This is a genomic window from Legionella maioricensis, from assembly GCF_023618015.1.
Taxonomy (GTDB): domain Bacteria; phylum Pseudomonadota; class Gammaproteobacteria; order Legionellales; family Legionellaceae; genus Legionella; species Legionella maioricensis.
The window spans coordinates 33,608-59,378 of sequence record NZ_JAJKBJ010000005.1 but is presented as its reverse complement, the minus strand read 5'-3'; the positions used below and the strand labels follow the sequence as shown (position 1 = coordinate 59,378).

The following is a 25,771-nucleotide window of genomic DNA, read 5'->3' as shown; positions in this document are numbered from 1 at the left end:
AACCACTGTCATTTTTAACAGGGGTAATACGTTAAGATTTTTTGCGGTTCATAGCGTTAATAATTGATAATCTAAGGCCTTGGCTAAAGACTGATATTTATTTTTCATGCCTAACTTTTTATTGATTTTTTGAATATGAAAATTAATGGTTCGTTCACTGACTTCAAGTTGCTGCGCCATTTGTTTTACCGAATAATGCTTAGCTATTAAAAGCAAACATTGGATTTCGCGCTGGGTTATGCCAAAAAGTTCTTTTTCTCCTACCTCATCCAACAGGTGCGACTGAATGTAGTGATAATAACAATGAGAAGCAGCAAAAAACTCATATTGAGCTTGAGCCAGCTGTACATCACATGATTCATTTTTCATTTGAACCAGCAATAAAATAGCAAAATTATTATGTGGCCCATGAATAGGAATGGATAAACCTGCTTCAGCACCAAATGCGATAGAGTCCTCGCGCATCTTTCGTTCTGTGTCACTGGTTGCCTGGGCAAGTTGTTGTTGTAAATTCCAATAGATCGGTAAACTATTGTTATAAACAAAGCTCAGTGTGCTATCAATATCGTTATACTGCTCTTCCAAATAATGTTGATGCCAAGTTCGGAAATTAGAAGAACACATGTCATATTTTAATTTATTGGCAGAATTAGGATGATAGGCGTAATAAGTAAATGAAAAAGTAGTAATTCCTCTCTTATTCAAATAAGAAGTTAGGGCTTGATCACAATCTGCTATCTTACTTGCTTGCACCAACGCATTTTCTAATTGTTCAAGATAATTAATCATGCTTATCTACCATCCAGTAAGTCAGGACAATCAACAACAGATTAGCAATAAAAATATAAGCAAAAAAAACTGTGTAACCGGTGTATTGTTCTACCAAACCGCTTAACGCGCCAAAAAACACGTAACTCAAAGCCATAATAGCCGTACAAATTGTGTACATTGACATGGGGTAGTCACTTTTATTGGCAATAGAAAGCAAATAGCTCATGTAAGCACCGTTAACCAGACCCGCGACAAATTGACTGAATATTATTGTGGCATAAAGTAAGTAGGCCTTATTTTCATACCCAAGAAGCATCAAATAAAATAAGTGCCCCAAACAGCCTAAAAGAGTTAATTTTTTTATACACCCTTCGATGGAGAAATGAGTAAGCAAATAAGCAGAAATGGATACTCCAAACATCATCGATAAACTGCCCGCAATGCCGTATATTTCACCTACCTTTGAGAGAGGCAAACCTACCCCTGTTTCATCTAATAAAAACACAGGAATAATTTTTTGCATTTGCGCTTCGGAAAAATTATACAAAAAAATAAAAATTAACGCAGGGTATATAGAATGGTTACCTAACAACTTCTTGAAAATTAAAAAATAATTTTCTTTAACAGATACTGCTTTTTTCTCAATCTCAGGTAGTTTAATGAAGTGATAAAGGGTCAATAAAGATCCCATCAGGAATAAACTGAGAAAAAAAGCTTGCCATACATTTATTTCATAATAAATAGCGAGTTGTGCCATTAATGCCAGCAGCCCCCCTTTAATAACCAAGCGCCCTAATTGGTAGAAAACGGTGCGTAACCCCACATAACGCTTCTGACTTTGGCTATCCAAATTGAGCAAATAAACCCCATCTGAAACAATATCATGAAGGGATGAAATCAAAGCTAAACCAGCAAATCCCAGAATGCTGATCATCAGGAAATAATGATGATTGACGCTAATAGCCAATAAAAGAAATAAAATTGATACTAATAATTGAGTCAAGACCGTCAGCCTTTTTTTGGTGGACCAAGATTCCAATAGAGGCGCAAAAACGGGCTTAATAGCCCAGGGAAGCGTTAAAAGACTGGTTAGAAAAATTGATTGGGCATTTTTCAGACCATACTGCTGATACATGAGTGTGCCAATTAAGGTCACAACGGCAAAAGGCATACTTTGAAAAAAATATAAACTGGCTACCCATTGATATGCTTTTTGAGGTTGAGCTGTAGACACACCTTTCCCGTGATATGGTCATTAATCGACATATTGTACATCAAAAGAACAAAACAGGGAATGCTTAGTCAAATGTCACTGAGAGTGATGGGCCGTGTAGGGATCGAACCTACGACCAAGAGATTAAGAGTCTCCTGCTCTACCAGCTGAGCTAACGGCCCCCTAATGAGGGATAAGAACAATAAAGTCTTATTATAATATACATTTTTCGACTCTGGTAGATATAAATTTAGAGATTGTTGTTCATTGAACTTTCTGTGGAGCTTTGTATCTCGTCATCTCGAGTACCTTACGTTCATCTCGAGCACCTTACGTTCATCCCGAACGCCTTACGTTCATCCCGAACGCCTTACGTTCATCCCGAACGCCTTACGTTCATCCCGAACGCCTTACGTCATCCCGAACGCCTTACGTCATCCCGAACGCCTTACGTCATCCCGAACGAAGTGAGGGATCTCCAAATGATGACCCGGTGCTCATTCCAGGAGATCTCTCGCTATGCTCGAGATGACGTAAGGTGCTCGAGATGACGTAAGGTGCTCTAGATGAACGTAAGGTACTCGAAATGACGTAAAGAGGGACTCAAGAATTAGGGATTGAGAATGGATTGAAGTCATGTATTCATTTTACGGACTGACGATATTAGAAATAATAAAACCTTTTGCCAATCATTTGCACAAATTGAAAAATAAAATCTATACTTAGGGAGGAAAAACAATAAAATCTAAGGAGCATGTCATGAATAAAGATTCTATGTGGTTTTCAAGAGTATTACGTACTCTTGGCATAATAGGTCTATTATTTTTTGCGGTAAGTTTTACATCAACTGCCAATGCAGCTCAAGGCTGTGGCTACGGTTACCACTATACTTATCATGGATGTATATTAAATCATCCTGGTGCAGGAGCCACTGCAGTCCCCAATCATCCACATTGCTGGCGTAATATGTGGGGTCAATTACGTTGCTACAGATAATCATTTAGAAGCTACCGGATCAGACCTGATGTTTTTCAAAGGCCTGATCCGTCGACTACTGTCCTATTCGCCCGAACAAAATTCTAAGCAGATGCCATTGAGCCAATAGTTATCACAGGAAGTGTTAAAGGCAATTTATGAGTTGTTTTTGCATTAATGGGTTGGGTAAATAATCCGCATCGACCTGTTGTCCCATGAATACTGGCTAAAGTTATTATTGATGATAAAGCCTTATTAATATCCCCAATTGCCCGCATCCAACCATGATGTTCTAATAATACCGCTGGAACAGTCTCAATTGCATTAAGACAATTTTTCTTAAATTCAGCTGTATTTTTTTCTTTAGGTTTACCTGAATTTAAGAAAATATACTGTGCTGTTGCCAATGTATTGTAGAAATTACGTCCTTTTTCAGCAATTTTCTGATAATTTTTATTGTTTTCTGCCTTACCCTCTAAAATTTCAACCAGTTTGCGTACACTCTCTAAGTAAGTTGCAAATTTGATATACTGAATGGTTTTGAAGGCTTCATTTTTGGAAGTGATAGCATTTTCAGTCATACCTGCTTCCAGCTGAATCGCTCTTTTTTTATTATTAAGCGCATCCGTTATTTCAGGATGTTGCCCAAAATACCCCAAGGTAAGCTGTGCTTCACTCAAATCTTTTCCTTTCACTATATCTTCAAGCTGACGCATTAAAAAGGTACGTGTTAATACTACCGATTTAGTAGTAACCACATTAGAAAATGAAAATGGAAAATCATTAATTTGCTTTACATAACTCTGCACTGCACTTTCAGCACGTTCCAGACTAAGCTTTTGTTGAGACGCAGCCCCCTTGATCAACTCTATTTTATTCGTCATAGCAAGGATTATTTGAGGATGCAGATCTTTAAGACCCAGGATTTGAAGTGCCTGATTCAATAAAGGATTAACCTTAGTGAGCTCATTAAGTTTAGCTATCAGAGAAGTACAATGTAATTCAATGGCTTTACTGGTAATAATTTTCTCAAATGAAAATGGAAACAAATTAATTTGCTCCACAATATTCATAATTACTTTTTCAGCTTTTTTTTGCTTTATTTGTTGAGCAGCAATTTCTTGTATTATTCGTTTTTTATCTGCCAGCACGTCACTGATTTCAGGATGTAGAGATATAAAGCCCAAGACTTTTGTAGCTTCTCTCAAATCAGGATTTCTTCTTACTTTATTTTCGAGTGTGAGTATTAAGTTGGCACACCTGAGTTCAATACTTTGAGAACCTAAAGAGTAATCAAATACTACCGGGAAATTTTTGATTTTTTCGACATAAGTACTAACTACCCTTTTAGCCTTTTGGATTAATAAAGATTGAGGGTCCGGATTATCAACAGGCTTTGATTGCGCAACACGTGTCAAAGATATAAACCACCATTTAAATTCGCTGGACTTTTCCAATGCAACATCTGTAGTAAGTTGGGTCATCGAGACGTTAAAAAGCAATTTGATTTTTTTAATAGCCAACGGTAATAACGCCTGTGCTAATTCAAGGTTAAGTTGGTTTAATGCATGCAAACCAGCAAACAATTCTCGAGGATTTTCACAGGGACAATTAAAGAGAATTTCATTCAAGAATACCTCATTTACCAGAGAAGCATCGCTGGATTGAATGTGCGCAATCATGGCTAAAGAGAAGTTTTTTGCGCTAATAAATTTAGCCACTGCATATGCTAAGAGAAATCTGGGAGTATACTTTTTCTCTATCCATGCATTTGAGAAAATATTTGCTATAAAAAAATCTTGTAAACCAGCATGTTGAGCCAATTTGTTTCTTTTATGGTTATCAAAGTAATAGTTGATTATTCCTGATTCAATTTTTTGTTTGGCATTCTCCACACTGCACTTCAGCTTTTTTGAGCGCTGATAAATCGCAGCATCCACTATCAGGTTAAAAAATGATAGTTTATTGAAAAGATGGCTTGCGGGTGAGCTTTTTTGTTTTTTTGCTTCAATAGCCATGTCCACTAGGACTTTTACTGTTTGATCTTGAAGAGTTTCCGACTGAAGGATAATTTTAATTAAATCTTTTTGAGGTACTTTTGTTATAAGCAATTTAATGAACCTTTCCATATCGCCACCGCTTTCAACCACGGACTGAATCAATTTTACTCGTCCATCGACTAATAAGACATTATATAGTGACATCAAATAAGGCATTTGTTGATGCAAGCTGATGCAAGACAATATCGGTTTGGAATCCCTTAACAAATTCATTGTTTGTATTTCAAGGAGCATATTCACCAGTTCCGGATGCTCGAAAATATATTTTCCCCGCTCCACAGGATTTTTTAATAGAATCCTGGTCAGTTCATACTCCTGTTGATTGGTACTAAAAATACAAAAGCGACAATCTCTTTTTTTCAGTTCTTTTAAAAAATATCGCTCTCGTTTTTGGTTATCCCAAGGATTTACTAAAATTACCTCATAATCACCGTGGGGTTTAGGAACAACACTATCAATTCTTAAGCTGTGACGCTCATGAATTTTTCCCATTACATCCGCTTCCCCATACGCCATACTCATATAAACGGGTTCTTGGGGCTTCATTAATTTTAATTTGAGGATTTCATCAAAGTCTTCCCCGTCATAAGCCTGGATGCCTATTAACTTGCCAACAAAAACAGTAGATGTTTCGCTATGCCTTAATTTTATGCTATGGGCTTTAATACTAGCCATTTCATCAAGATGATCCCACTCCTCAACATAATAGTAAGAGCTGATTCGTTCTAAAATTTTGACTGCAAGGGAATTGGTTTGGACGCTTTTTTCTGAATCATCAATTTCTTTTAATACTTTTTCACTTAAAATAAAAACATCTTCATTAGTTAACGTGTCTTGAAAATAGGTATATTTGCCCTTCATTTTTTCAGGTTTTAAATAAGCACTCTGGTCTGTGCGTTTGATTCTAAGCGTAACCCCATCTTTAGTACGAACAAATTTTGACTTTAACAACTGAAGGTATTCCGCACCACCATTAAAAATACAATCTAGAGAGGCTAAAAGGTAACAATCATCCACCTCCCCTTGTTTTAAAATAAGCGGCTCATCAGCATTAGGAAATAAAGGGGTCACATTGAACTCCATGAAATCAACAAAAAGATCAATTAAAAAACAACTTAAGACCTATACGTATACAGTAAGTTTTATATTACTTCAATAAATTCCATGAAGAGAATATTTCACTGTTCATGCGGGCCTTGGCATGCTGGTGGGAACGATTATTCGGTCCAAAAATTCAGGTTTTATGACAATAGTTGGTTTTGCTATGGTACCACGGCTTTTATTCTTATAATGCCCGACTTTTAGTACAGTAGGATTTAATAGTCTCAGGTTAGAAATTGCTATCTAAACGCAATATCTAAAACATAAACAACTTTTATAATGTGGTTTACTTCCCAGCCATTTGCGTTAATTTTTTGCAAATCACAGTATATTTTACTAGTCTTATAAGATAATCAATTTCATATAGGAAATTGGGCAAACTGAACTGCTAAGTGAATTGGATGTTAATCAACTGGTATTTCTCATTATTAAGTAATGGAATATTAAGGAGAATATTATGAATGCAATAGATTTTCTTATTAAAGAACATAATCATGTAAGACAGGCATTAGCTGAGATTGATAATCCCTCTCATCAAGAAGAAACCAAAAGAAAAATGTTTCAAACTTTATGCCAGGACCTCATAAGACATGAAACCATGGAGCACCAAGTTTGGTACCCTCATTTTAAAAACGCTCAACGATTAAATCCCACCGTAAAGCACTTATTATCTGAAGAAAAAATTGCTGAAAAAATTATCAAGCAATTTGACCACATTCATGCACAACAAGAATGGGAACAAAAATTTTCTAAGTTAAAACATGACGTAGAACACCATGCTACGGAAGAAGAGCAAAAACTTTTTCCTGAAGTTAAAAAACTTTTAACTGAAGATGATTTGGAAAAAATTGGTCTGGACATGTTCCATTTTAAACAAGATTATCAGTCCCATTAAAAATCATTATCCTACACCCTGGGAGAGTATAAAGGGGCAAACGTAGCCTGGTTGCATGTAGACAGGATCTGTTCGAAACCGGAAATTGGCAGACCCCGGTTGCAAGCAACCAGGCTACGAGCACTTAACTTAAGACCAACCTCCATTCGGCTACATGGCATCTCAAAGAGAAATGCCACAGCCGTTGAGTCGCGAGCACTTGTTATTGATTACAGAAGTTTGTTTCAAAACTCAGAGAGAATAAAGTCTCTCTGAGCTTCAAATAATTAATGACCGGTGCTTGTATCTATGCCCGTACCAGTGCCTGTACCGCTATTAGTACCCGTACCTGCTCCAGTATTAGTTTCAGGATCCGTACTTATGCCTTTGTCTTTATTATTAGTACCGGTATCTGTGCCAGGATTAATACCCGCACCAACACCTGAGCCAGTATTAGTACCAGGGTCAGTACTTACACCCGTATCTGTGCCTGTGTTGTTAGTATTTCCAGTACTTGTCCCAGTACTAGTGCTTCCGTTAGAACTTGAGCCAGAATCAGTACTTCCACTCAAAGCATTTGCTGAGGAAAAAGCAAAAATTGTTAATAATGCAATTATTATTTTTTTCATCATTTTCTCCTTGAAGAGTACAAAACTATATTTAAAAATTATCAGATATTAAGACCCGAATTACAGCTGTGTGATATAGAAACACCCCAGAAATCGTGTAGTTTTAGCTCTGTTTCGACCTTAAGGTAATACTCATCTGATTTATCTCCTTATTTGATGATTATTCTATAGGGATAGGACAATAAAAAAGTTTATTCAACTCCCCTACTCTTTTTTTTCACTAACTTATTGAACATAATAAAAATATTTTTTCGACAGCCCTTAGCTTGTTTTACTTTTTTTAACAGGTTTTGATACCTTTTTATTTTTTAGGCTATTTTTTAATAAAGACATAAAATCAATCACGTCATCATTTTTCTGTCGTCGACTGGCTGTTTTTTTAGTTTGAGTCTTAGTATTAGACTTATATTTACTTTCAATCCAATTCATTAATGCCTCACGATATTCATCATGATATTGTTCAGGCTTCCATGGATGACTCATTGCCTTAATCAAATCTTCAGCCATTTCAATTTCGCGATCGACAATTTTATAACTTTTTAAACTTTCAGTTGGTAGATCAAGCTCTTTTTCCGAGCGAATCTCTTGCTGAAAACGAATCAAATTAATAATTAACGCATGATTATGAGGAAGAATTAGACTTAAATATTCTTTGGTCCTAATAATGACCTTAGCCACTCCGACTTTTTTAGTTTTTTTTAAAGCTTCTCTCAATAAAACATAGGCTTTCTTATTTTTACTGTCAGGAACCAAATAATAAGGTTTATCAAAATAGAGCGGATCGATGTCTTTAAAATCTACGAATTCCTCAATATCAATCGTTTTAAATGCATCAGGACTGGCTTTTTTAAAGTCCTCTTCAGTCAATACCACATAATTATCATTATCAAATTCATATCCTTTAACAATTTCACTCCAGGGAACCTCTTTTCCAGTCTCGCTATTAATACGCTGATAACGAATTCTTGATTTATCTTTAGAATCCAGCAAATGAAAATGTAATTCATTTTTTTGTTCAACGGACACAATGGTTACCGGAATAGCGACTAGTCCAAAGGAAATGAATCCTTTCCATAATGGTCTTGGCATGATTTGCCCTCTAAAGTGACACCCTATGATTAAGTATAGAACTTACTCACTACTTTAGATTTATTCCAGGTCATCTAAAGGTAAGGACTGCTTCATTTTCAAAAAATTCTGCCAGGGATCTATTTTTTGAGTATCGAGACGGGCAAATATATTTTTCAGAAAAAAATCGGTATCGCTTTTGTCATGACTCAATTCATCCCACTCAATGGGAATAGAAAGGGGAGCATGCGGTCGTGCTCTGGTAGAATAGACAGCGATTGCGGTGGCGCTCCGTTGATTTCGTAAATAATCAATAAATATTTTTCCTGTTCGTTTGGATTTGCTCATTTTACCGATGTATTCTTTCGGTTTTAATTGCTCCATAAAACGCACAAAGACATGAGTAAAATTTTTTATCGCATCCCAATCGTATTTTGGTTTAATCGGAATTACTACATGTAATCCTTTACCCCCTGTGGTTTTAACAAAACTGGTTAATTTATATTGTTCCAAATTCCGTTTGACATCGAAGGCAGCCGCTACTACTTTTTTCCATTCCACATCAGGGGCTGGATCTAAATCTATCGTTATCCAATCAGGATACTCAAGGGTTTTAATCTGACTACCCCAAGGATGAATTTCTAATACCCCCATTTGCACCAGGCTCAAAAGTCCTTTTTTATCATCTAAATAAATGTATTTTTCGCGTTTTTTTTTACTTTCAATAGTAATAGCTTTCAGTTCTGCAGGAGTACCCTCATTATAATGACGCTGATAAAAACAGTGCTGATAATCTTCGGGACAACGAAGTAACGTTAAAGGACGATTTTTTAAATACGGTAACATTAAATGACTAACAAACTCATAGTAATGAAGCAAATCTTCCTTAGCGATGTGATCCTCAGGATATATGATTTTATCAGGATGACTTATTTTAAAGGACGACGATTTTTTCTTTATTTCAGGTTTTGATTGAGACTTCAAGAGCTTCTCCGGTTTCTCCAATGATTGTGCTAATTCTTTTTTAACCGATTTTGCTTTTTTATCAAGACGCAATCCTTGAAAGCTTGGATGACGCAAATATCCTTCTGCTGTCCATTCAGTAAATTCAACTTCGGCTACAAGGGTTGGTTTTACCCAAGTGGCGCCGCGTGATTCAGGGGGTAGTGTATTAAACGGATTGTCAGGTTGGACGTACTTTTGTAACAGAGTACCGACCTCTTGTAAGGATGAATCACTAAAACCAGTTCCTACCTTTCCTGAATAGACTAACTCGCCCTTGTTATTATAAAAGCCAAGGAATAAAGAACCAAAATAATGACGCCCGCCCTTAGGCGGCGTATAGCCACCAATAACAAACTCCTGTCGTTCGATGCATTTTATTTTTAACCAGCCTTTACTGCGTTTAGTGATGTAAGGGGCATTGGCTTCTTTGGAAATAATTCCTTCCAACGACATATGGCAGGCTTGTTTAAAGACCCTCGGGCCTTGAGCTTGAATGTAATCGCTATAATGAAGAGAGGAGGATTGTTTTTTCAATAAGGTATGTAACCACTCTTTTCTTTTAATTAAAGGCAGAGGCATTAAATCGTATTGGTCGTAATAGAGAAGATCAAAAATATAATAAATATAAGGGGCTTCACGATCCTCTTTAATGGAGTTTTGCAGTAACTGAAAATCCGACTTCCCCTCTTTATTTAATAGCACTATTTCGCCATCGAAAACCGCTTTTTTTAATTTAAGTGCTTTAATATCCTCAACAACACCCGGAAAATAGTGCGTCCATTCTTTATTATTACGTGACTTCAGAATAATACGGTCTCCATCAATAAAAGCGAGAATCCGATAGCCATCAAATTTCACTTCATGCAACCAATCATCTCCAGTTGGTGCTTTACTTGCCAAAGTAGCTAATTGAGGAGAAATGAATTCAGGGAAAGGGCTGGTCTTTAAATGTTCCATTCCTTTCAGCTTAGGGGTTTTAAATTGAGGGGGAGAGTCACTGGAGGTTATTTTTTTTGATCCTTGTTTCATCCACACTTTATTATAATGTTCGCTAATTTCATCAATAGATTGGTTGGTAAGTACGCTATTAGGCTGTTCTTCGGTGATATCATAATCACTTAATGGCTGACATTGCTCATCCTGATGTTTAATTAAAAACCAATGCTGTTCGTCTTTAAATCGAATCAAATCCCAGCGTCCCTTTAACTTTTCAGCATCTAATTCAAAACGAAGATGGCCTTTTTGGTATGCTTCAAGAGGATGGTCATCTAATGGCTTCCAGACTCCTTTATCCCAAAGCATGACCGTACCGCCGCCATATTCACCCTTTGGTATAATGCCCTCAAAAAATCCATATTCCACCGGATGATCCTCCACATGCATCGCCAACCTTTTAACGCTGGGATCCAGACACGGACCTTTAGGTATTGCCCAACTTTTTAAAACACCATCTAATTCAATACGAAAATCATAGTGTAAATGACGCGCTGCATGTTTTTGAATGATAAATAAATGATGATATTGATGAGAGATTTTGCCTTTCGGCTCCGATGTTTTTTTAAAATCTCTTTTTTGATGGTATTTTTTTAATGTCATAATTTTATCCAATACGTCCTGTATAGATAAGGTCATCATGCTACTACTATTGATTATAGTAAAATTAACCAGGCAAGGTACTCGCAAGGATTACGACAGTCATGGTGGGGGTTGCACTTAGCAAAATGAATGCACTATGCTCCTATGAACTCGGTCCTTTACTGATAAGCAAAACCTCTTATCAAAAACATTTCTATCTTCTATAGCATCAAGCAATTCGCCCTCCTTTTTTGTACAAAAAAAGATCTATACTATGCTTAAAAGGTAATCATATGAATTAAAAAATGATATTTTTTGTCTGAACATGATTGTGAGGGTCTAAATTATGAGGAGTAAAGGTAGCCAAGTAAGTGCAAGTCTATGTCGACGTGTAATTTTAAATCAGGTTGCAAGTAGTGGTGAATTAATAGGCCTTTTTAGCCAGCCCAAAGTTGCATCATTGGATGAGGAGAATATATCCGTTATAAAGAAAAAGATAGATTATGAGCAAATGCTTAACGACTTACCAAATGAGAAGGGCATTGTTTATCGTGGGATGGCAGGCTTCGAGGAGGCATCAAGTCTTGCAACAGAGGGAAAATTTGGTGCTGGTAAATATTCAAGAAGACCTTTTACACTAAATCTTGCCCAATTTGTGGATAAGCCTAACAGTTCCGCGTTTCTTTCAACTTCCCCTCACGGCCATACAGTGAAACAATACATGATGGGGTTTCAGCTTATTATTGCGAAGGGAGCGATTGCATCGATGTGTTACCCCGCGGTAATTATTCGTCCACAAACAGCAATGCTCGTCGATCCCCACCTGTTTAAAATTTATCAAGATACTCTCGATGATGCAGTAGGACTTGGGAACCGTACAGGCTCAGAGAATATTTTTACTCTCACTCAAGGAAATAATGAAATAACAGCAGTCTTAGGAGCAACTGAAGAAGATGACTGGCGCCCTATAGTGGATACTGATCTTCACAGTATAGTACTTGTGCAGGGCGCTGGACGTATTTTGAGTGGCTTTACGAAAGCTGAAACAGTAAATACTACAACGATTGTGAATCCATTTTATCGTAAAAGGATAATGTCGATAGAACTTTTATCAATTGTATCTGGTAAAGGGGGGATGGCTGGCGAAATCCTTAAAACAGTCAATGAACGAGCCCAAGAATTGGGATTAGTCGAGGAGACTGATAGAGGTTTAACATTAGCCGATGTTACTAAGTTAATGGAGTCTCCTAAATATCAAGAGCTTACAAAAAAATATACGACAACTGGCGAAACAATGATATTGCAAAGTGTTCCGAAGAATATTCCTGTTGGCTCTGAGGAACTCGTTGAATATGTCGCTTTTCTCATTGAATCAAATCCCTTAAAAGAACTAATTACATCCAACGATTTCGATAGCTCGCTGCATGTATAAAATTTTAAGTATTTGAACAAAAATACCGTTCTTAGCTGCCAATATGTTGGCAGCTAAGAAAACTTTATCTGTTGACTACGTCTCAAGTGATTTAAGCCCAAGCATGTGTGCTTTTTTACTCATAACATAAATCAAATATTCATTTGATAAACGAGCTTCTGGCATCACTTGCTGAATCCATTTATTTATTGAACTCACGCGAGGAAACCAGGAAATATCACCATAAGCAGCATTACCACTACCGTCTGAGTTAACGCCAGCAATAGCCCAACCGTTATCGGTTTTAATCCACGCAGGACCACCGCTGTCTCCAGAACCAAGAATTCCCGCAAGGGGGGAAACAGGTTTAGTAATACCCTCCTCATTAAGAGGATTGGGCAGCGAACCATCTTCTTTAGGTAGCCAAATTCCCAGGTAATTACCCACATCCCCTGCTTTACGTCATCCAGAGGAGTTTACGACGAAGGATCTCCTGAGAATAGGCAGGAGCCACATTGGCGAAATCCTTCGCTTCGCTCTGGATGACGTTCATTAAGCTGCTTTACGTCATCCAGAGGAGTTTACGACGAAGGGGCTCCTGAGAATAGGCAGGAGCCACATTGGCGAGATCCTTCGCTTCGTTCTGGGTGACGTTCATTAAGTTAATGGCTGATAATAGAATTTTATATAGGAAGTTTCTTATCATCAGGAAGCGGTGGGGCGGAGGTGTATATCGATGTAAATAATAATACAAAAAACAGCGCTAAAGAAAAATAAAAGATCATTTTTGCTAGCAAAGTAACCGTAGATTTAGGTCTTCCAAATGCAAAAAATGATGAAATAACGGCTAAAATTAAAAAAATAAAAGCTCCTATTAACATTATTTTTCCTTTTAATATAACTTCCATTTGATCGGTAAAATTTCCTGACTTGGAAGAAATTTTATTAAATATAGTACAGCTAAATAATTTTTTATATGAAATTTTAGTTAACTATTTTAAAAATCCCGGCGTACCGCGACTTTCGCGTGACGTCGAAAATCAATTACTAATCCCCCAGAATACAGAAATAAAGTCCGAACTAACTTTATTTGTCTTATAATTAATCTAAATGGTCATCGTATAATCAGAGAACTTCATGAGAAGGTTGTCATTTAAAAAATCATCTGTTTCCTCAATTGGAATCGAATTAGAGCTACAACTTGTAGATCCTTATTCCTTTACTTTAATTTCCCGCGCCAAAGATATAATTCGTGGTATCAAATCCAGTCTGGATCAACTGAGAATAAAACCTGAGATAACGCAGAGTATGATTGAAATCAACTCATCCATTCATCACTCTCCACAAGCCATGATTAAAGAGTTGTATGAATTAAGATCCTATTTAATACAGCAGGCAAATAACCTGAACCTTGCCATTTGTGGCGGCGGAACTCATCCGTTTCAAACATGGGCAATGCAAAAAATATTCCCCACCATGCGCTACAGAAAGATTGCACAAAAATTTACTTATTTATCTAAAATGGCAACCGTTTTTGGTCAGCATATACATATTGGTTGCGCCAATGCAGAAGACTCCATTTATTTGACTCATGCACTTTCACGATATGTGCCTCAATTAATTGCATTAACTGCTTCATCTCCATTTTATCAAGGAGTGGATACTGGTTTTTATTCTTGTCGCACTACAGTTTTTAATGCTTTTCCACTAAGTGGCGTCATACCTTATCTAACCAATTGGAATGAATTTTCAGATTATTTTCATAAAATGCGTCGTCTTGGCATCATAACAAGTATGAAGGATTTCTATTGGGACATCAGACCAAAACCTGAATTTGGAACGGTTGAAATCAGGGTTTGCGATACACCATTAACCATCAAGAAAGCAGTGTTAATTACTGCTTATATTCAAACCCTGGCCCTTTATTTATTGGAAGAAAGACCTACTCAAGCTAATCATGACTTATATTACCTTTACAGCCAAAATCGTTTTGAGGCGTGTCGATATGGTTTCGAAGGAAATTTTATCAATCCTTTTACGATGAAATCCTGTTCTATTAGCGAAGATATACTGGTCACCGCTAAAATTATTGAGAAATATGCTCAACAACTAGGCAATACTGATTATATCTCACAGTTACTTGATGACGCTGTACGGGGTATTAACGATGCATTCATTTTAAGACAGACATTGAAGCAAGTGGGGTCCTTACCTGAATTGGTGGCAAAGCAGTGTGACATATGGTCGGAAGTGGTTGAACAATAAATTTTCATTATTGAGATGCTGATGGATAACAAAATACTAAGTAACAATGAGGCAATGGAACAAACATTAAATATTAATAACCAGATAATTAATACATTAGGTGGTTATCTGGACCTGGCTGAGCTGGGTCTTTTACTAAAACACAGTAAGATATCTTCATCCATGCGTGGAGAGGTACTACTTCATCAAGGAGAAAAAATAGACGCCGTCTATCTTATTCTTAAGGGACAAGTTTTGGTTGCCGCAAAAATAATGTGCCAAGGGATCACTAATTTGGAAATACTGCAACCAGGAAGTTTTTTATCGCCCATTGGCTTTATTGGAAGTGGCCCTTGCCCTACCTCGTTTAAAGCCCAAAGTCCTGTTCTCTATTTAACAATACCTAACAGTTATTTTGAATTGCTTGCTGTCGATTCGCCTGAAACAAAATATAAAATATTTAGAGTGATTGCAGGACAAATCTGTAGTCGTTTAAAAATACTCCATGACAGGGTCACTTCTTTTATTTCAAATTCCAATATGACTAGCCTATCGTTTTTTGGAAAGGTTATTGATTCGTTAAATCAGCCTAAAAAAACTGATATTGAGGACACAAAAGAATTACTTGAACGTTTTATTTTATTTAAATCATTTACCAAGGATGAGTTTGAAACGGTATGTCATCATTTCATTATTTTGGATGCACCAAAGAATTGTAAATTAATCAATGAAGGAGATAAAACCCCCTCATGTTACCTGGTTATTTATGGCGCGATTCAATCATGCATCCTGCAAGACAATAAAAGAGCGAAATTGTCCATAATTGGTCCTGGAATATTACTGGCCAGTATGGGATGTATCGAAAGTAATTTATCGTTCAATGTTTCTTATATCACTTGTGAACAGACTATCCTTTGCAAATTATCGGAATCGTCTCTGAGTTTAATTAAAGAAACTCAACCACAACTTTGGTATAAATTATTCAATTTATTTTGTGGGTCACTGGCAGCGCTCAAAAAATCTGTTGATAAGCTAGACATACGACTTAATATTGAAAATTACAACAGGTAAAATATTATGTGCAGAATATTGACCTATCTTGGCAAACCCATTGTGGTTGAAGAGCTCCTTTACAAACCAGATAACTCCTTTATCCAGCAAAGCTATAATCCCAAATATATGTCATATTTACTTAATTTGGCAGGATTTGGCATAGCTGCATGGGATCATACTTCCCATAATCCTCAATGTCCTTACTTGTATAAAACGCCACAATTACCCTTTTATGACGTCAATTTACGTAATCTGGCCTCTAAAATATCACCTTATTGCCTGCTGGCTCATTTGCGCGGCGTTTCTTACCACGAACAACAGGTAGTTTCCATTCAGAATGTACACCCCTTTATTTTTGCCCAATCCAATGTAGTACTTGCCCATAATGGTTCTCTTAGCCACTTTGAGATAATGCGTTATGACTTACTGGAATACATTAAGCCGGAATATAAAAAACAGATTAATGGAACTACTGACAGTGAATGGATTTATGCAGTTTTTTTATCACAACTCCCCAGCCCAATTGGAATTTATGAGACGGAAGATATTATTCAAGCAGTTCTGGAAACTTTAAAAATACTTCAACGAGTTCGCCAAAAAAGAAATATAAAAATTAACTCTCCCGTGAATTTATTTATAACTAATGGTGAGTTCATTGCAGCTACCCGCTTTGTGCTGGACTATGGCTGGCCTGATGCAAACGCCCCCCCCTCCTCTCACTCAGGCTATCATTCACTTTGGTATACTTATGGTGACAGTTACGGGTTTTACGATAATGAATATAAAATGAAAGAGAGTACTACTAAAAAAAGCATTATTATTGCTTCTGAACCCCTTACTGAAGACACCACTACATGGCTCGAGGTTCCAGAGTACACGCTTATTGTAGCCAGACAATTTGAAAATGAAATTAATATCACGTCACAAGATATTAATTTATAAAATCTGGCTTATAAAGCATCTTTTGTTTTGGAAAACTGCTCCCATTCAAAATCAATGTACTCTTCAATTATTTTTTTTATTCCTTTTTTTACCCCCGAGATTGTAGAGAACTCTGTTGAGAAATCCACAATTTGATTTTTTTTATTCATATTTATCAAGCACATAACAGAACCCGATGCATTATATAAGCCATGAGCGTTTTTCTGATCTGTAATTTCATAAAAAACGGTAAATTCCCTATATATATATTGGGGCATTTTAACTCCACTATTTAGTTTAAAAAATCAATAATATAAAAGGCTGCTGATCATCCAGCTTTTAAGACACGTCACAACTGTTCGGCATTGTTGTCTCCTACGTCCCGCGGACAAGCAGCGGGACGTAGGTACTTGATACAACCTTTCATTCATTAGTACCTTTCGCTCGCAATCGAATTCCATTCGATTCAATGTTTATCTTACCCTGTTTATAGAGCTGGCCAATCGCACTCTTAAAACTTTTTTTACTCTCCCCTAAGACACGTTGAATATCTAGAGGTGAACTTTTATCATGCAGAGGTAAGAAACCTTCTTTTTCATGCAATTTGGTAAGGATGCGTTTTGCCAGCTCGTTGATGCTCTCTTGCCCTGCTTTTCTTAACACCACATCAATTTTGCCATCTTCTCGTATCGTTTTAATATAACCTTTCATCCTTTTTCCATAACTCAACTTCTGGAAAATATCCCCAGAATGAATTAGCCCCCAGTGACGATCATTAATAATGACCTTACTTCCCAACTCGGTGGTTTCTGCAATCAATAAATTGACCTCTTCCCCTGGTTTATAGTGAGCTGGGGATTTATCCAGGAAGTAATCGAGTTTAGAACTGGCAATGATACGTCCTTGATTATCTTGCTTCACATAAATGATATAGGATTTATCTTTTTCCATGGGGCGATGCTGTTCTGGCCCAGGTACCAGCAAGTCTTTATCCAACCCCCAATCAAGGAAGGCTCCTACACGATTTACATCAATTACCTTTAAAAAAGCACAACGTCCCAGCATGACATGAGGACGTAATGTGGTAGCAATAATTTTATCTTCCGAATCAAAATAGATAAATACTTCCAATATATCATCGAACTGAGTGCCGCGAGGGACAAACTTATTAGGCAATAAAATTTCACCCCATTCATCACCATCCAGGTAAACACCAAATGGAACCTCTTTTATCACTCTTAATTTGTTAAACTGCCCTACTCTAATCATTTATCTACTCTCTTTGTAATCATCTCCAAGCTTACCATAGAAAGGAAATCTATGCTTATAGGTCATTCTATTTTGACTTCAATTAATGTTATTTTTTTATTCATTATTTTGCAGCATGACCAAATAAGGTCTATATTAATATATGGGATTCTTAAATTGTGCGATGCACTATAAAAGGAGATTAACATGAGCATGCCGTTTGAACAGTGGCGTGACACCTTTAATAAATCACAAGAACCTTTTCACGAGATGGCTGTGTTAAATATAAAAACCCTGGAGGGTTTAACTTATTTAAAACCAGAAAACCTGACCAATTTCAAAAATCCGGAAGAACTATTAAATAAGCAAATTGACATAACATTTGAAAATGCCCATAAACTTCTAGATTATATGCAAGAGTCATTTCAAATTATTGAAAAAGCGATGATTTCTTTGGTACCTGAATCTAAAGATAAAATCCGGAGTAAGTAGTCTGACATAAAGCTTGAAGCCTGATTGGTTCGGACAAGAGTTTTGTATTTGAGTAGATGCATAAATAATATCCCTTTCATTAAAATTAAAGGATATGAATGATGAAAAACACAGGAAAAAAGGATGTTTCAAATCCGCAGCCCCTTATGCATCAAACGGACTATCCGGCATCAAAAGACGAATTAAATAATTTTTTTATGGCTTTTAATAAAATCTTTCAAGCCAATCTCGCCAAGGTAAGCATGGGTGTAAGTCCTGCCGCCCTGGCAAGTGCCTATTGCGCATGGGTTTTTCAATTGGCTCAATCACCAGGTAACTTATTAGCTCTGGCTTTTTATCCCATAACCCATCTGAAGGATAATCTCAATCAAATGTTATGCGATAATCCAGCAGATATTCGTTTTTGTAAAAAAAGCTGGCAATCCATGCCTTGGCGTTTTTATGCTGGAAATTTTCTTCAAGTTGAAGATTGGTGGCGGCAAGCTACAACAAATGTTCCTGGGGCATCAAGTCGTGTTGAACGTACTGTTTCTTTTTGCGCACGTCAAATACTCGATGCCCTGTCTCCTTCGAATTTTGTTTGGACTAATCCTGATTTATTCAATAAAACCATTCAATCAGGAGGGATCAATTTAATTGAAGGTACTGAAATCGCCATCGACCATATGCTTAGAAGGACAGCAGGCTTGCCTCCTCCTGGTGCTGAACATTTCGTACTGGGCGAGAACATTGCGATTACCCCAGGAAAAGTAGTATTTAAAAATTATCTCATTGAGTTAATTCAATATGAGCCACAAACCAAAACGGTGTTTAAAGAGCCCGTGTTGATATTGCCGGCCTGGATAATGAAATATTATATTCTGGATTTATCTCCTCACAATTCACTGGTCAAATGGCTGGTTTCAAAAGGTCATACAGTTTTTATAGTCTCATGGCGTAATCCTGATAAAGAAGATCGCGAGCTCTCTATGGATGATTATTATCGGCAAGGTGCAATGTCAGCAATAGATGCGGTACATGGCATTGTCCCTCATGGCATCCATTTGATGGGATATTGCCTGGGCGGAACATTAGCAATGATTGTGGCTGCCGCAATGGGAAAAGATAAAGATAAACGTCTCAAAAGCTTGTCACTTCTTGCAGCGCAAGGTGATTTTACCGAAGCAGGTGAACTCATGCTGTTCATTACCGAAAGTGAGATATCATTCCTTAAAAATATGATGTGGGAACAAGGTTATTTGGATACAAAACAGCTCGCTGGCTCTTTCCAGATGCTTCGCACTTACGATCTAATCTGGTCCAAAATGATTGATGACTATATGACGGGGACACAACGAGGCATGATTGATCTGCTTGCCTGGAATGCTGATGCGACACGCTTACCCTATAAAATGCATACTGAATACTTGGAAAAATTGTTTCTTAAAAATGATTTTTATGAAGGGCACTTCCAAGTCGAAGGAGAATTGGTCGTTCCCAAAAACATTCATTTACCGATTTTTTCTGTAAGTACTGAAACAGACCATATAGCTCCATGGAAATCGGTATATAAAATACACTTAATGACCCAAACTGATATCACTTTTGTATTAACCAATGGTGGGCATAATGCAGGAGTTGTCAGTGAACCCAAACATAAAGGTCGTTTTTATTTTATTGATGAACATAAACCTACCGAACCCTATAAAGGGCCAATAAGCTGGCTGGAATCAGCAAAAAAACGAAACGGCTCCTGGTGGATTGCATGGCATAAGTGGCTAGTCCAACACAGCACTGAAAAGAAAATTCCTCCTCCTGGTATTGATGCATCATTACCCGACGCTCCAGGAACCTATGTGATGCAAAAATAGCTTGCCTTCTGGCAAGAATACCAGAGCGACACTAATTAGGCTGCATATTTAGTAATGTGTGTAATTCAATTTTATTATCCAAGATATCCGCTAACGTATAAAGCACAACGATACTTCCTCGCTTGCATGGCCAAGCCTGGATCAAATATAGAACTAGAATCTCCTGATACAGCTGAGTGTGAACTCGTTATATTGCCAAAATGGCAATTTAACGAGATTCAATGAGGCGCTCCTTCTGATTTCTATAATCCTTTGAGAAAAAGAATTTAAACTTCATTCCGAAATCATAAGCCATTAATAATGCAGCTATGGCAAAGACAACATCACCTGGTATTCGTAACCACTGCCATAATAGTGTTGTATTATAAAACTCCATGCTGCGTGCGAAGGTAAGTCCATGCTCATAAACTGCTTGCAATTGGGGCCAACCGATAGGAAAGAAATTCAGGAAAATCCATAAAACTACTCCCAGGTTATACAACCAAAAGGCCCAGGTTCCCAAGCGATCGCTCCACTGCACTCGCTCACCCGCTGCGTAGCGTAGGCAAAAATAAACCATGCCCAGCGCCAGTAGTCCAAATGCCCCAAATAGTGCGGTATGGGCATGATTCAAAGTTAAAAAAGTACCGTGTTCATAATAATTCACTAAAGGAGCATTCAATGTGCCGCCGCCAAATACACCAGCGCCAACAAAATTCCAAAAAGCAGCCCCTAAAATATAAAGATAAGCCAAATGATGTTTAAACTCCTTTTCTCGTTTAATTTTTTGTTGTTCCTGAATTGCATTGATGATCAGAAGTGCAAGAGGCAATACCTCAATAAATGAGAACATTGAGCCTAGAGGTACCCACATATCAGGTCCACCTGTCCAATACCAATGATGCCCGGTACCAATGACCCCGCCTAAGAAAATAAGAATTGCTTCAAAGTAAACTGTCCGCTCGGCCAATGGCCTTGATACTAATCCAACCCCCATTAACAGGTAGGCGGTGGCACAGGCTGCAAAAAACTCAAATGATTGTTCAACCCAAAGATGTACAACCCACCAGCGCCAAAAATCGGTGATCGTAAATGATTTTTCAATTCCGGTTAACGGGATCATTCCAAAACAATACAAAACGGCAATGTTAACGGTACTGGCCCAAAATAAGTGTTCCAGTTTAATATTTCCAGTCCAAAATTCGACAGTCGCTGTTTTTAGATTGCTCCAAGCAGGCCACATGCCTCGGAAAACAATAAAACTCCATAAAAAAAGTCCCAAGCAAAATCCTATCTGCCAAAGTCTACCCAATTGGAGATAAGATAATCCTTGATTCCCAATCCAGAACCATGCCGTGTCAATAACGCCCATAATACCAAGATAATCTCCGATTATGGCGCCAGCTACAATAAACAAGGTTACCCAAAATAATAAATCAACGAGAAAACCCTGTCCTTTCGCTTCCTTACCACTAATGATAGGAGCAAGAAACACTGCTGAACTAATCCATGAAAGCGCTATCCAGACTATTGGTGTTTGTGTATGAACGTCACGCAAAAAATTAAATGGTAATAATGCATTGATATCAATGCCATAAAATCCTGTACGTTCCGTATAGTAATGGGCGAGTAACACACCTACTGCAATTTGAACTAATAACACGACGGCTACAATTAAAAAATATTTTCCTACTTTTATCTGGCTGGTTGTCAAAGGTTTGAAAGCCAACAAAATGGGAGTCATTAATTGATCATCAGGACCGTTTAAGTAACGATGATATATATAAAGAATTACCCCAAATCCAAAAAACACAAAACAAAAAGACACCCATGTCCAGTAAAAAGTTGCTGGCGTAGGCACGTTCCCCATAGTTGGCTCATAAGGCCAGTTATTAGTATAAGAAAAATCTTTCCCTGGTCGATGTGCGATAGTAGTTAATGAGGAGTAAATTAAAAAATCAGCAACTTGTTTTGCACTTTGCGGGTTTAAGCTATAGGCCTTCGTCCAGCCTTTTATAGGGTCATGATTTAGTACCATGGTCGCTATTTCTGCTTGAAGTTGGGTAATTGCCGTAGCGATCGCCTCAGGTATTACCGAAACATCATGGGCAAGATCAATATGTTGAAGAGCCTCCTGCATTTCTTTTCGAGTGAGGTACTGATCGCCTTCTGATAGGTTTTGAAATGATTTCTTAAACTTTAAATTCGCAATGTTTTCCTCTGTTTTACGACCTAATTCTACAAGATATCGAGCAGTATAATCCTCACCAAAATAGGATCCCATCCCATAAATACTGCCATAATCCATAAGATCGGCGCGTTGAAACCCTGCTTTTCCCGCCACAATGTCTTCTTCGGTCATGAGGATTGCTCCAGAGGAAGTGACCAATTTAAGTGGTAAAGGTGGTGCTAATTGATAGGTCTTAACAGTGCCCCAAATCATAACGATAAAACATACTATTGCAGTTAGTAACAAAATCCATTTTAGAACATTTGAAACAGGATCAACTGGCGTATTAGTGTTACTATCCATTGCATTGCTCTTTATCATCGGGCGCCATCCTTAGTATAAACCTTGTAATTGTATTATTTCCGTCCAAATTACGCGTATATAAATATATGATTATTCTAGAGAAATGAAAAGAAAAACATAAGCAGGGCTGTAAAATACTGCAATCAACTATTCCAACCTCTATTGTTTATATTTCATACTGCCCCTCCTAGTTGTGAACCAATCCCTGCACTGACAATCATTGCTAATGTACCCCAGACTGCCACACGAATAGATCCGAACAATACTCGAGATCCTCCAATTTTTGCAGCTATCCCGCCCAGAGATGCCAATAATATAACCGTCATTAGGGACACTGACGTAATAAAGAATGAACCCGGAACAACAAAAAGAATTAAGAGCGGAAAGATTGCACCAAGAGCAAAGCTACCAGCAGAGAATAGTGCTGCCTGTAAGGGGCGCGCGCTCAATATTTCTGTAATACCAAGTTCATCGTGTGCATGTGCACCTAAAGCATCTTTAGCCATTAACTGCTTTGCTACTTCTTTTGCAAGCCCAGGTTCTAACCCTCGCTTAATAAAGATAGAAGTTAGTTCCTCAACTTCTCCTTCTTTATTCATTTCTAGCTCTTTCTTTTCACGTAGAAGCGCAGCTTTCTCTGCATCAGCTTGAGAGCTTACTGAAATATATTCACCTGCAGCCATCGACATAGCTCCAGCAATGAGACCGGCCATGCCTGCGATAAATATTCCATGGTAAGAGGTATGGGCTGCAGCAACACCAATTAGCAAGCTTGCTGTAGAAATAATGCCATCGTTAGCGCCTAAAACAGCAGCACGCAGCCAGCCAATTCGTTCTACTCGATGAAATTCCCGATGTTGGTTTTTATACATTAGAATGTCCTTATTTATAGTGCGGGCAATTAATCACCGTTATCAAATAGTCTCCAGACGAAGAATGACTCCGTTAACCTGTTTCAGGACTCTGGAGTTTTGTAATAATTTTCTTTTAACTTCAGGATGTCATAAAAATAGTTTTTATCAATGGTCAGATCATATTTTTTGATTAAATGTGCGTATGCCGCTTCTTCATCCGCCTCCAGCATATTGTCTTTATGCAGAAATCCCAGAATATCTTCGGTCACGGCCCATTGATACATAAGCCACTTCCACTCAGTTATTTTCTCAGCTACAAAATCAACTTGAGCTATAGTGTTTGGTTTTTCATGAATCACTGCTGTTTTGAGTAACATAGGGTGCAGAGACTGGATATAATCCCGCGCGACTATCAGTGTTTTTCCTGAGTCGTTGACATCGTCAATAAGTAATATTTTTCTTCCAGCAACTTCAATATTAACCGGAGCAATAATTTCAGTTTTTCCTTGCTCTCTGGCCCCAGCCAGATAGTGCTTTATTTGAATAGCTCCCATCGCTTTAATGTTTAAAAAATCACAAATAAAACGAGCAACAGGAAACCCGCCTCTTGCAATAGCTATCACCGTATCAAAAACATGGTGCGAGTCCATAATAAGTAAAGCAAGCTTGTAGCTTGCTGCATATACTTCCTGCAGGGTAACTATTCTTGCCGAAAAGGATTGTTTCATAGAATCTTTTATTAATTTTGCTTAATTATTAGTATAGGCATATTTTTGACAGACATAGCTTACTGCATTGACACAATATTCTAAAGATTAGAAAAGTTTGATGCGAGGCATATCGGCACTCTCTGCTTTTCCACTACAATCAAATTTAAAAAGTGTATTGGATGAAGTAACAAACTGAAAATCAGAGTCCTGCTCTTTTACATAGCTCACTGTTTTGGTTTCTTGAACCTGTTTTTGTAATTCGTCCAGAATCTCCCCAGATGTAAAAGTATCCATAACCCATGATCTTAACTCGGAAATATTCAATTTCCAGGTACGTTCCAATCGACCTGAGCTTGAAAATTCATCTGCCAGAAGAATTTCAGGCAAGACGAAAGGTAACGAGCTTTCATTTAAAACAAGTATTGTAATAAACCATTTTAACGAATCAAAAGAAGGTCTGAAATCACCACTTTTATTATTAACTCGTTTTAGAACCTTATAATCACTTGAAAAAAACAGGTTGCCCGCCGTTCTACAATTAGCTTGACTCTGTGGTAAACCGGTCATTTGATAATGTGCAGGGGCTGGAAAATCGTTATGAGTCTCTCGTGCGAACCAGGCTTGACCATTCGTATCCACCAAAAATCTTAAATCAGTTTTTTCACGGTTTAGCTCCTTTTCCTCTAATAAAGAAGAAACTGTTACCAGTGAATAGACCGGGTAGTTTTCGTTTCCCATAATTTTTTTAAAATTATTTGAAGAAAACCGTTTAAAAGGGTTAATCTCAGAAGAAAAAGGAATGGATTGATATTTTGCGGTACAAGGGGTTCTGGATAATGGTAAATCAGAAGATTCTGGTGTTGAAGCGCAATCCGATGATAATTTTCGTTTTTTTTCTAACTCTAAATTGACTCTCTCCGCTTTAGGATCAGAACTATCCTCAATAGCTTTTGTATCTGATTCAAGTAGAGTTTCAGTTACTGATCTTAGTGGACACTTTGCAAATGATGCAACACTTCCCACATCTAAACCGCATAAGTCGGCATTCGAAGAACTGCTATCCTCATCATTAATCGAGGGTACTGACGAAGATTGAAACGGTTTTATTGGCAAAATAATAGGTTTTTTAGACTTAATTTGAGTTTCATTAAATCGACGTTTCATAAAGACAGTGGGCCTCATGAGGTTTTTATTTGTACAATTGT

The 25,771-nt window shown here is 37.4% G+C and carries 22 protein-coding genes and 1 tRNA gene; 8 read left to right on the top strand and 15 right to left on the bottom strand.

Annotation, left to right across the window (positions count from 1 at the left end; translation table 11 throughout):
- Positions 1-48 precede the first annotated feature (48 nt).
- From LOX96_RS06040 to LOX96_RS06030, 3 genes are all read right to left on the bottom strand, one after another.
- Entirely contained in the window at positions 49-789 is a 741-nt protein-coding gene (locus LOX96_RS06040) for a helix-turn-helix transcriptional regulator (protein ID WP_250421843.1), read from the bottom strand.
- Positions 782-2,005, bottom strand: coding sequence for an MFS transporter (locus LOX96_RS06035; protein WP_250421842.1), 1,224 nt, complete (start codon positions 2,003-2,005; stop codon positions 782-784). The genes LOX96_RS06040 and LOX96_RS06035 overlap by 8 nt, the downstream gene beginning before the upstream one ends.
- An 88-nt stretch (positions 2,006-2,093) precedes the next feature.
- Positions 2,094-2,166: transfer RNA gene (locus tag LOX96_RS06030), tRNA-Lys, on the bottom strand.
- A 577-nt stretch (positions 2,167-2,743) separates the two neighbouring features.
- Here LOX96_RS06030 and LOX96_RS06025 point away from each other — a divergent pair.
- Positions 2,744-2,980 (top strand): GCG_CRPN prefix-to-repeats domain-containing protein, encoded by a 237-nt coding sequence (locus tag LOX96_RS06025; protein ID WP_250421841.1) that lies wholly within the window; start codon positions 2,744-2,746, stop codon positions 2,978-2,980.
- Between the two features lie 83 nt (positions 2,981-3,063).
- Here LOX96_RS06025 and LOX96_RS06020 read toward each other — a convergent pair whose 3' ends face one another.
- Positions 3,064-6,090 carry a hypothetical protein gene (locus tag LOX96_RS06020; protein WP_250421840.1) on the bottom strand — a complete coding sequence of 1,009 codons (3,027 nt, stop codon included), beginning with the start codon at positions 6,088-6,090 and terminating at the stop codon, positions 3,064-3,066.
- A 487-nt stretch (positions 6,091-6,577) separates the two neighbouring features.
- On the opposite strand from LOX96_RS06020, the gene LOX96_RS06015 reads away from it, so the two are divergent.
- Entirely contained in the window at positions 6,578-7,015 is a 438-nt protein-coding gene (locus LOX96_RS06015; protein WP_250421839.1) for a hemerythrin domain-containing protein, read from the top strand.
- 266 nt (positions 7,016-7,281) lie between these two features.
- Here LOX96_RS06015 and LOX96_RS06010 read toward each other — a convergent pair whose 3' ends face one another.
- The 3 genes from LOX96_RS06010 to ligD all read right to left on the bottom strand — a co-directional run bounded on the left by LOX96_RS06010 (position 7,282) and on the right by ligD (position 11,292).
- Positions 7,282-7,623, bottom strand: a complete 342-nt coding sequence (locus tag LOX96_RS06010) for a hypothetical protein (RefSeq protein WP_250456354.1) — start codon at positions 7,621-7,623, stop codon at positions 7,282-7,284.
- Between the two features lie 261 nt (positions 7,624-7,884).
- Positions 7,885-8,712 carry a non-homologous end joining protein Ku gene (gene ku, locus LOX96_RS06005; RefSeq protein WP_250421836.1) on the bottom strand — a complete coding sequence of 276 codons (828 nt, stop codon included), beginning with the start codon at positions 8,710-8,712 and terminating at the stop codon, positions 7,885-7,887.
- Positions 8,713-8,772: 60 nt separating this feature from the next.
- Complete coding sequence (gene ligD / locus LOX96_RS06000) at positions 8,773-11,292, bottom strand: DNA ligase D (RefSeq protein WP_250421835.1); 2,520 nt, start codon at positions 11,290-11,292, stop codon at positions 8,773-8,775.
- Between the two features lie 325 nt (positions 11,293-11,617).
- On the opposite strand from ligD, the gene LOX96_RS05995 reads away from it, so the two are divergent.
- Positions 11,618-12,703 (top strand): hypothetical protein, encoded by a 1,086-nt coding sequence (locus LOX96_RS05995; protein ID WP_250421834.1) that lies wholly within the window; start codon positions 11,618-11,620, stop codon positions 12,701-12,703.
- Positions 12,704-12,778: 75 nt separating this feature from the next.
- Here the strand turns inward: LOX96_RS05995 and LOX96_RS05990 are convergent, their stop codons facing one another.
- On the bottom strand, positions 12,779-13,129 hold the full coding sequence (locus LOX96_RS05990) for a hypothetical protein (RefSeq protein ID WP_250421833.1): 351 nt from the start codon (positions 13,127-13,129) through the stop codon (positions 12,779-12,781).
- A gap of 236 nt (positions 13,130-13,365) precedes the next feature.
- On the bottom strand, positions 13,366-13,563 hold the full coding sequence (locus LOX96_RS05985; RefSeq protein ID WP_250421832.1) for a DUF1328 domain-containing protein: 198 nt from the start codon (positions 13,561-13,563) through the stop codon (positions 13,366-13,368).
- Positions 13,564-13,819: 256 nt separating this feature from the next.
- Here LOX96_RS05985 and LOX96_RS05980 point away from each other — a divergent pair, with 256 nt between their 5' ends.
- From LOX96_RS05980 to LOX96_RS05970, 3 genes are read left to right on the top strand one after another with little or no spacing between them, the layout of a single operon-like run.
- Positions 13,820-14,947 carry a YbdK family carboxylate-amine ligase gene (locus LOX96_RS05980; RefSeq protein ID WP_250421831.1) on the top strand — a complete coding sequence of 376 codons (1,128 nt, stop codon included), beginning with the start codon at positions 13,820-13,822 and terminating at the stop codon, positions 14,945-14,947.
- A 21-nt stretch (positions 14,948-14,968) separates the two neighbouring features.
- On the top strand, positions 14,969-15,997 hold the full coding sequence (locus LOX96_RS05975; RefSeq protein WP_250421830.1) for a Crp/Fnr family transcriptional regulator: 1,029 nt from the start codon (positions 14,969-14,971) through the stop codon (positions 15,995-15,997).
- A gap of 6 nt (positions 15,998-16,003) precedes the next feature.
- Positions 16,004-16,921, top strand: a complete 918-nt coding sequence (locus LOX96_RS05970; RefSeq protein WP_250421829.1) for a class II glutamine amidotransferase — start codon at positions 16,004-16,006, stop codon at positions 16,919-16,921.
- An 8-nt stretch (positions 16,922-16,929) separates the two neighbouring features.
- On the opposite strand, the gene LOX96_RS05965 is transcribed toward LOX96_RS05970, so the two are convergent.
- Positions 16,930-17,178 (bottom strand): hypothetical protein, encoded by a 249-nt coding sequence (locus LOX96_RS05965; RefSeq protein WP_250421826.1) that lies wholly within the window; start codon positions 17,176-17,178, stop codon positions 16,930-16,932.
- A gap of 145 nt (positions 17,179-17,323) precedes the next feature.
- Positions 17,324-18,169: a CvfB family protein gene (locus LOX96_RS05960; RefSeq protein ID WP_250421824.1), complete on the bottom strand. Its 846-nt coding sequence runs from the start codon at positions 18,167-18,169 to the stop codon at positions 17,324-17,326.
- A 186-nt stretch (positions 18,170-18,355) separates the two neighbouring features.
- On the opposite strand from LOX96_RS05960, the gene LOX96_RS05955 reads away from it, so the two are divergent.
- Positions 18,356-18,640: a phasin family protein gene (locus LOX96_RS05955; protein ID WP_250421822.1), complete on the top strand. Its 285-nt coding sequence runs from the start codon at positions 18,356-18,358 to the stop codon at positions 18,638-18,640.
- Between the two features lie 101 nt (positions 18,641-18,741).
- Entirely contained in the window at positions 18,742-20,490 is a 1,749-nt protein-coding gene (locus tag LOX96_RS05950) for a PHA/PHB synthase family protein (protein WP_431606637.1), read from the top strand.
- A 208-nt stretch (positions 20,491-20,698) separates the two neighbouring features.
- On the opposite strand, the gene LOX96_RS05945 is transcribed toward LOX96_RS05950, so the two are convergent.
- From LOX96_RS05945 to LOX96_RS05930, 4 genes are all read right to left on the bottom strand, one after another.
- A complete protein-coding gene (locus tag LOX96_RS05945; protein ID WP_250421820.1) occupies positions 20,699-23,002 on the bottom strand; it encodes a nitric-oxide reductase large subunit in 2,304 nt (767 codons plus the stop codon).
- A 173-nt stretch (positions 23,003-23,175) separates the two neighbouring features.
- Entirely contained in the window at positions 23,176-23,874 is a 699-nt protein-coding gene (locus LOX96_RS05940; RefSeq protein ID WP_250421818.1) for a VIT1/CCC1 transporter family protein, read from the bottom strand.
- Between the two features lie 83 nt (positions 23,875-23,957).
- Positions 23,958-24,584 (bottom strand): phosphoribosyltransferase, encoded by a 627-nt coding sequence (locus LOX96_RS05935; RefSeq protein ID WP_250421817.1) that lies wholly within the window; start codon positions 24,582-24,584, stop codon positions 23,958-23,960.
- Positions 24,585-24,671: 87 nt separating this feature from the next.
- The gene (locus LOX96_RS05930; protein ID WP_250421816.1) at positions 24,672-25,730 is read right to left on the bottom strand and encodes a hypothetical protein; all 1,059 of its coding nucleotides are present in this window, start codon (positions 25,728-25,730) and stop codon (positions 24,672-24,674) included.
- Between the last annotated feature and the right edge of the window lie 41 nt (positions 25,731-25,771).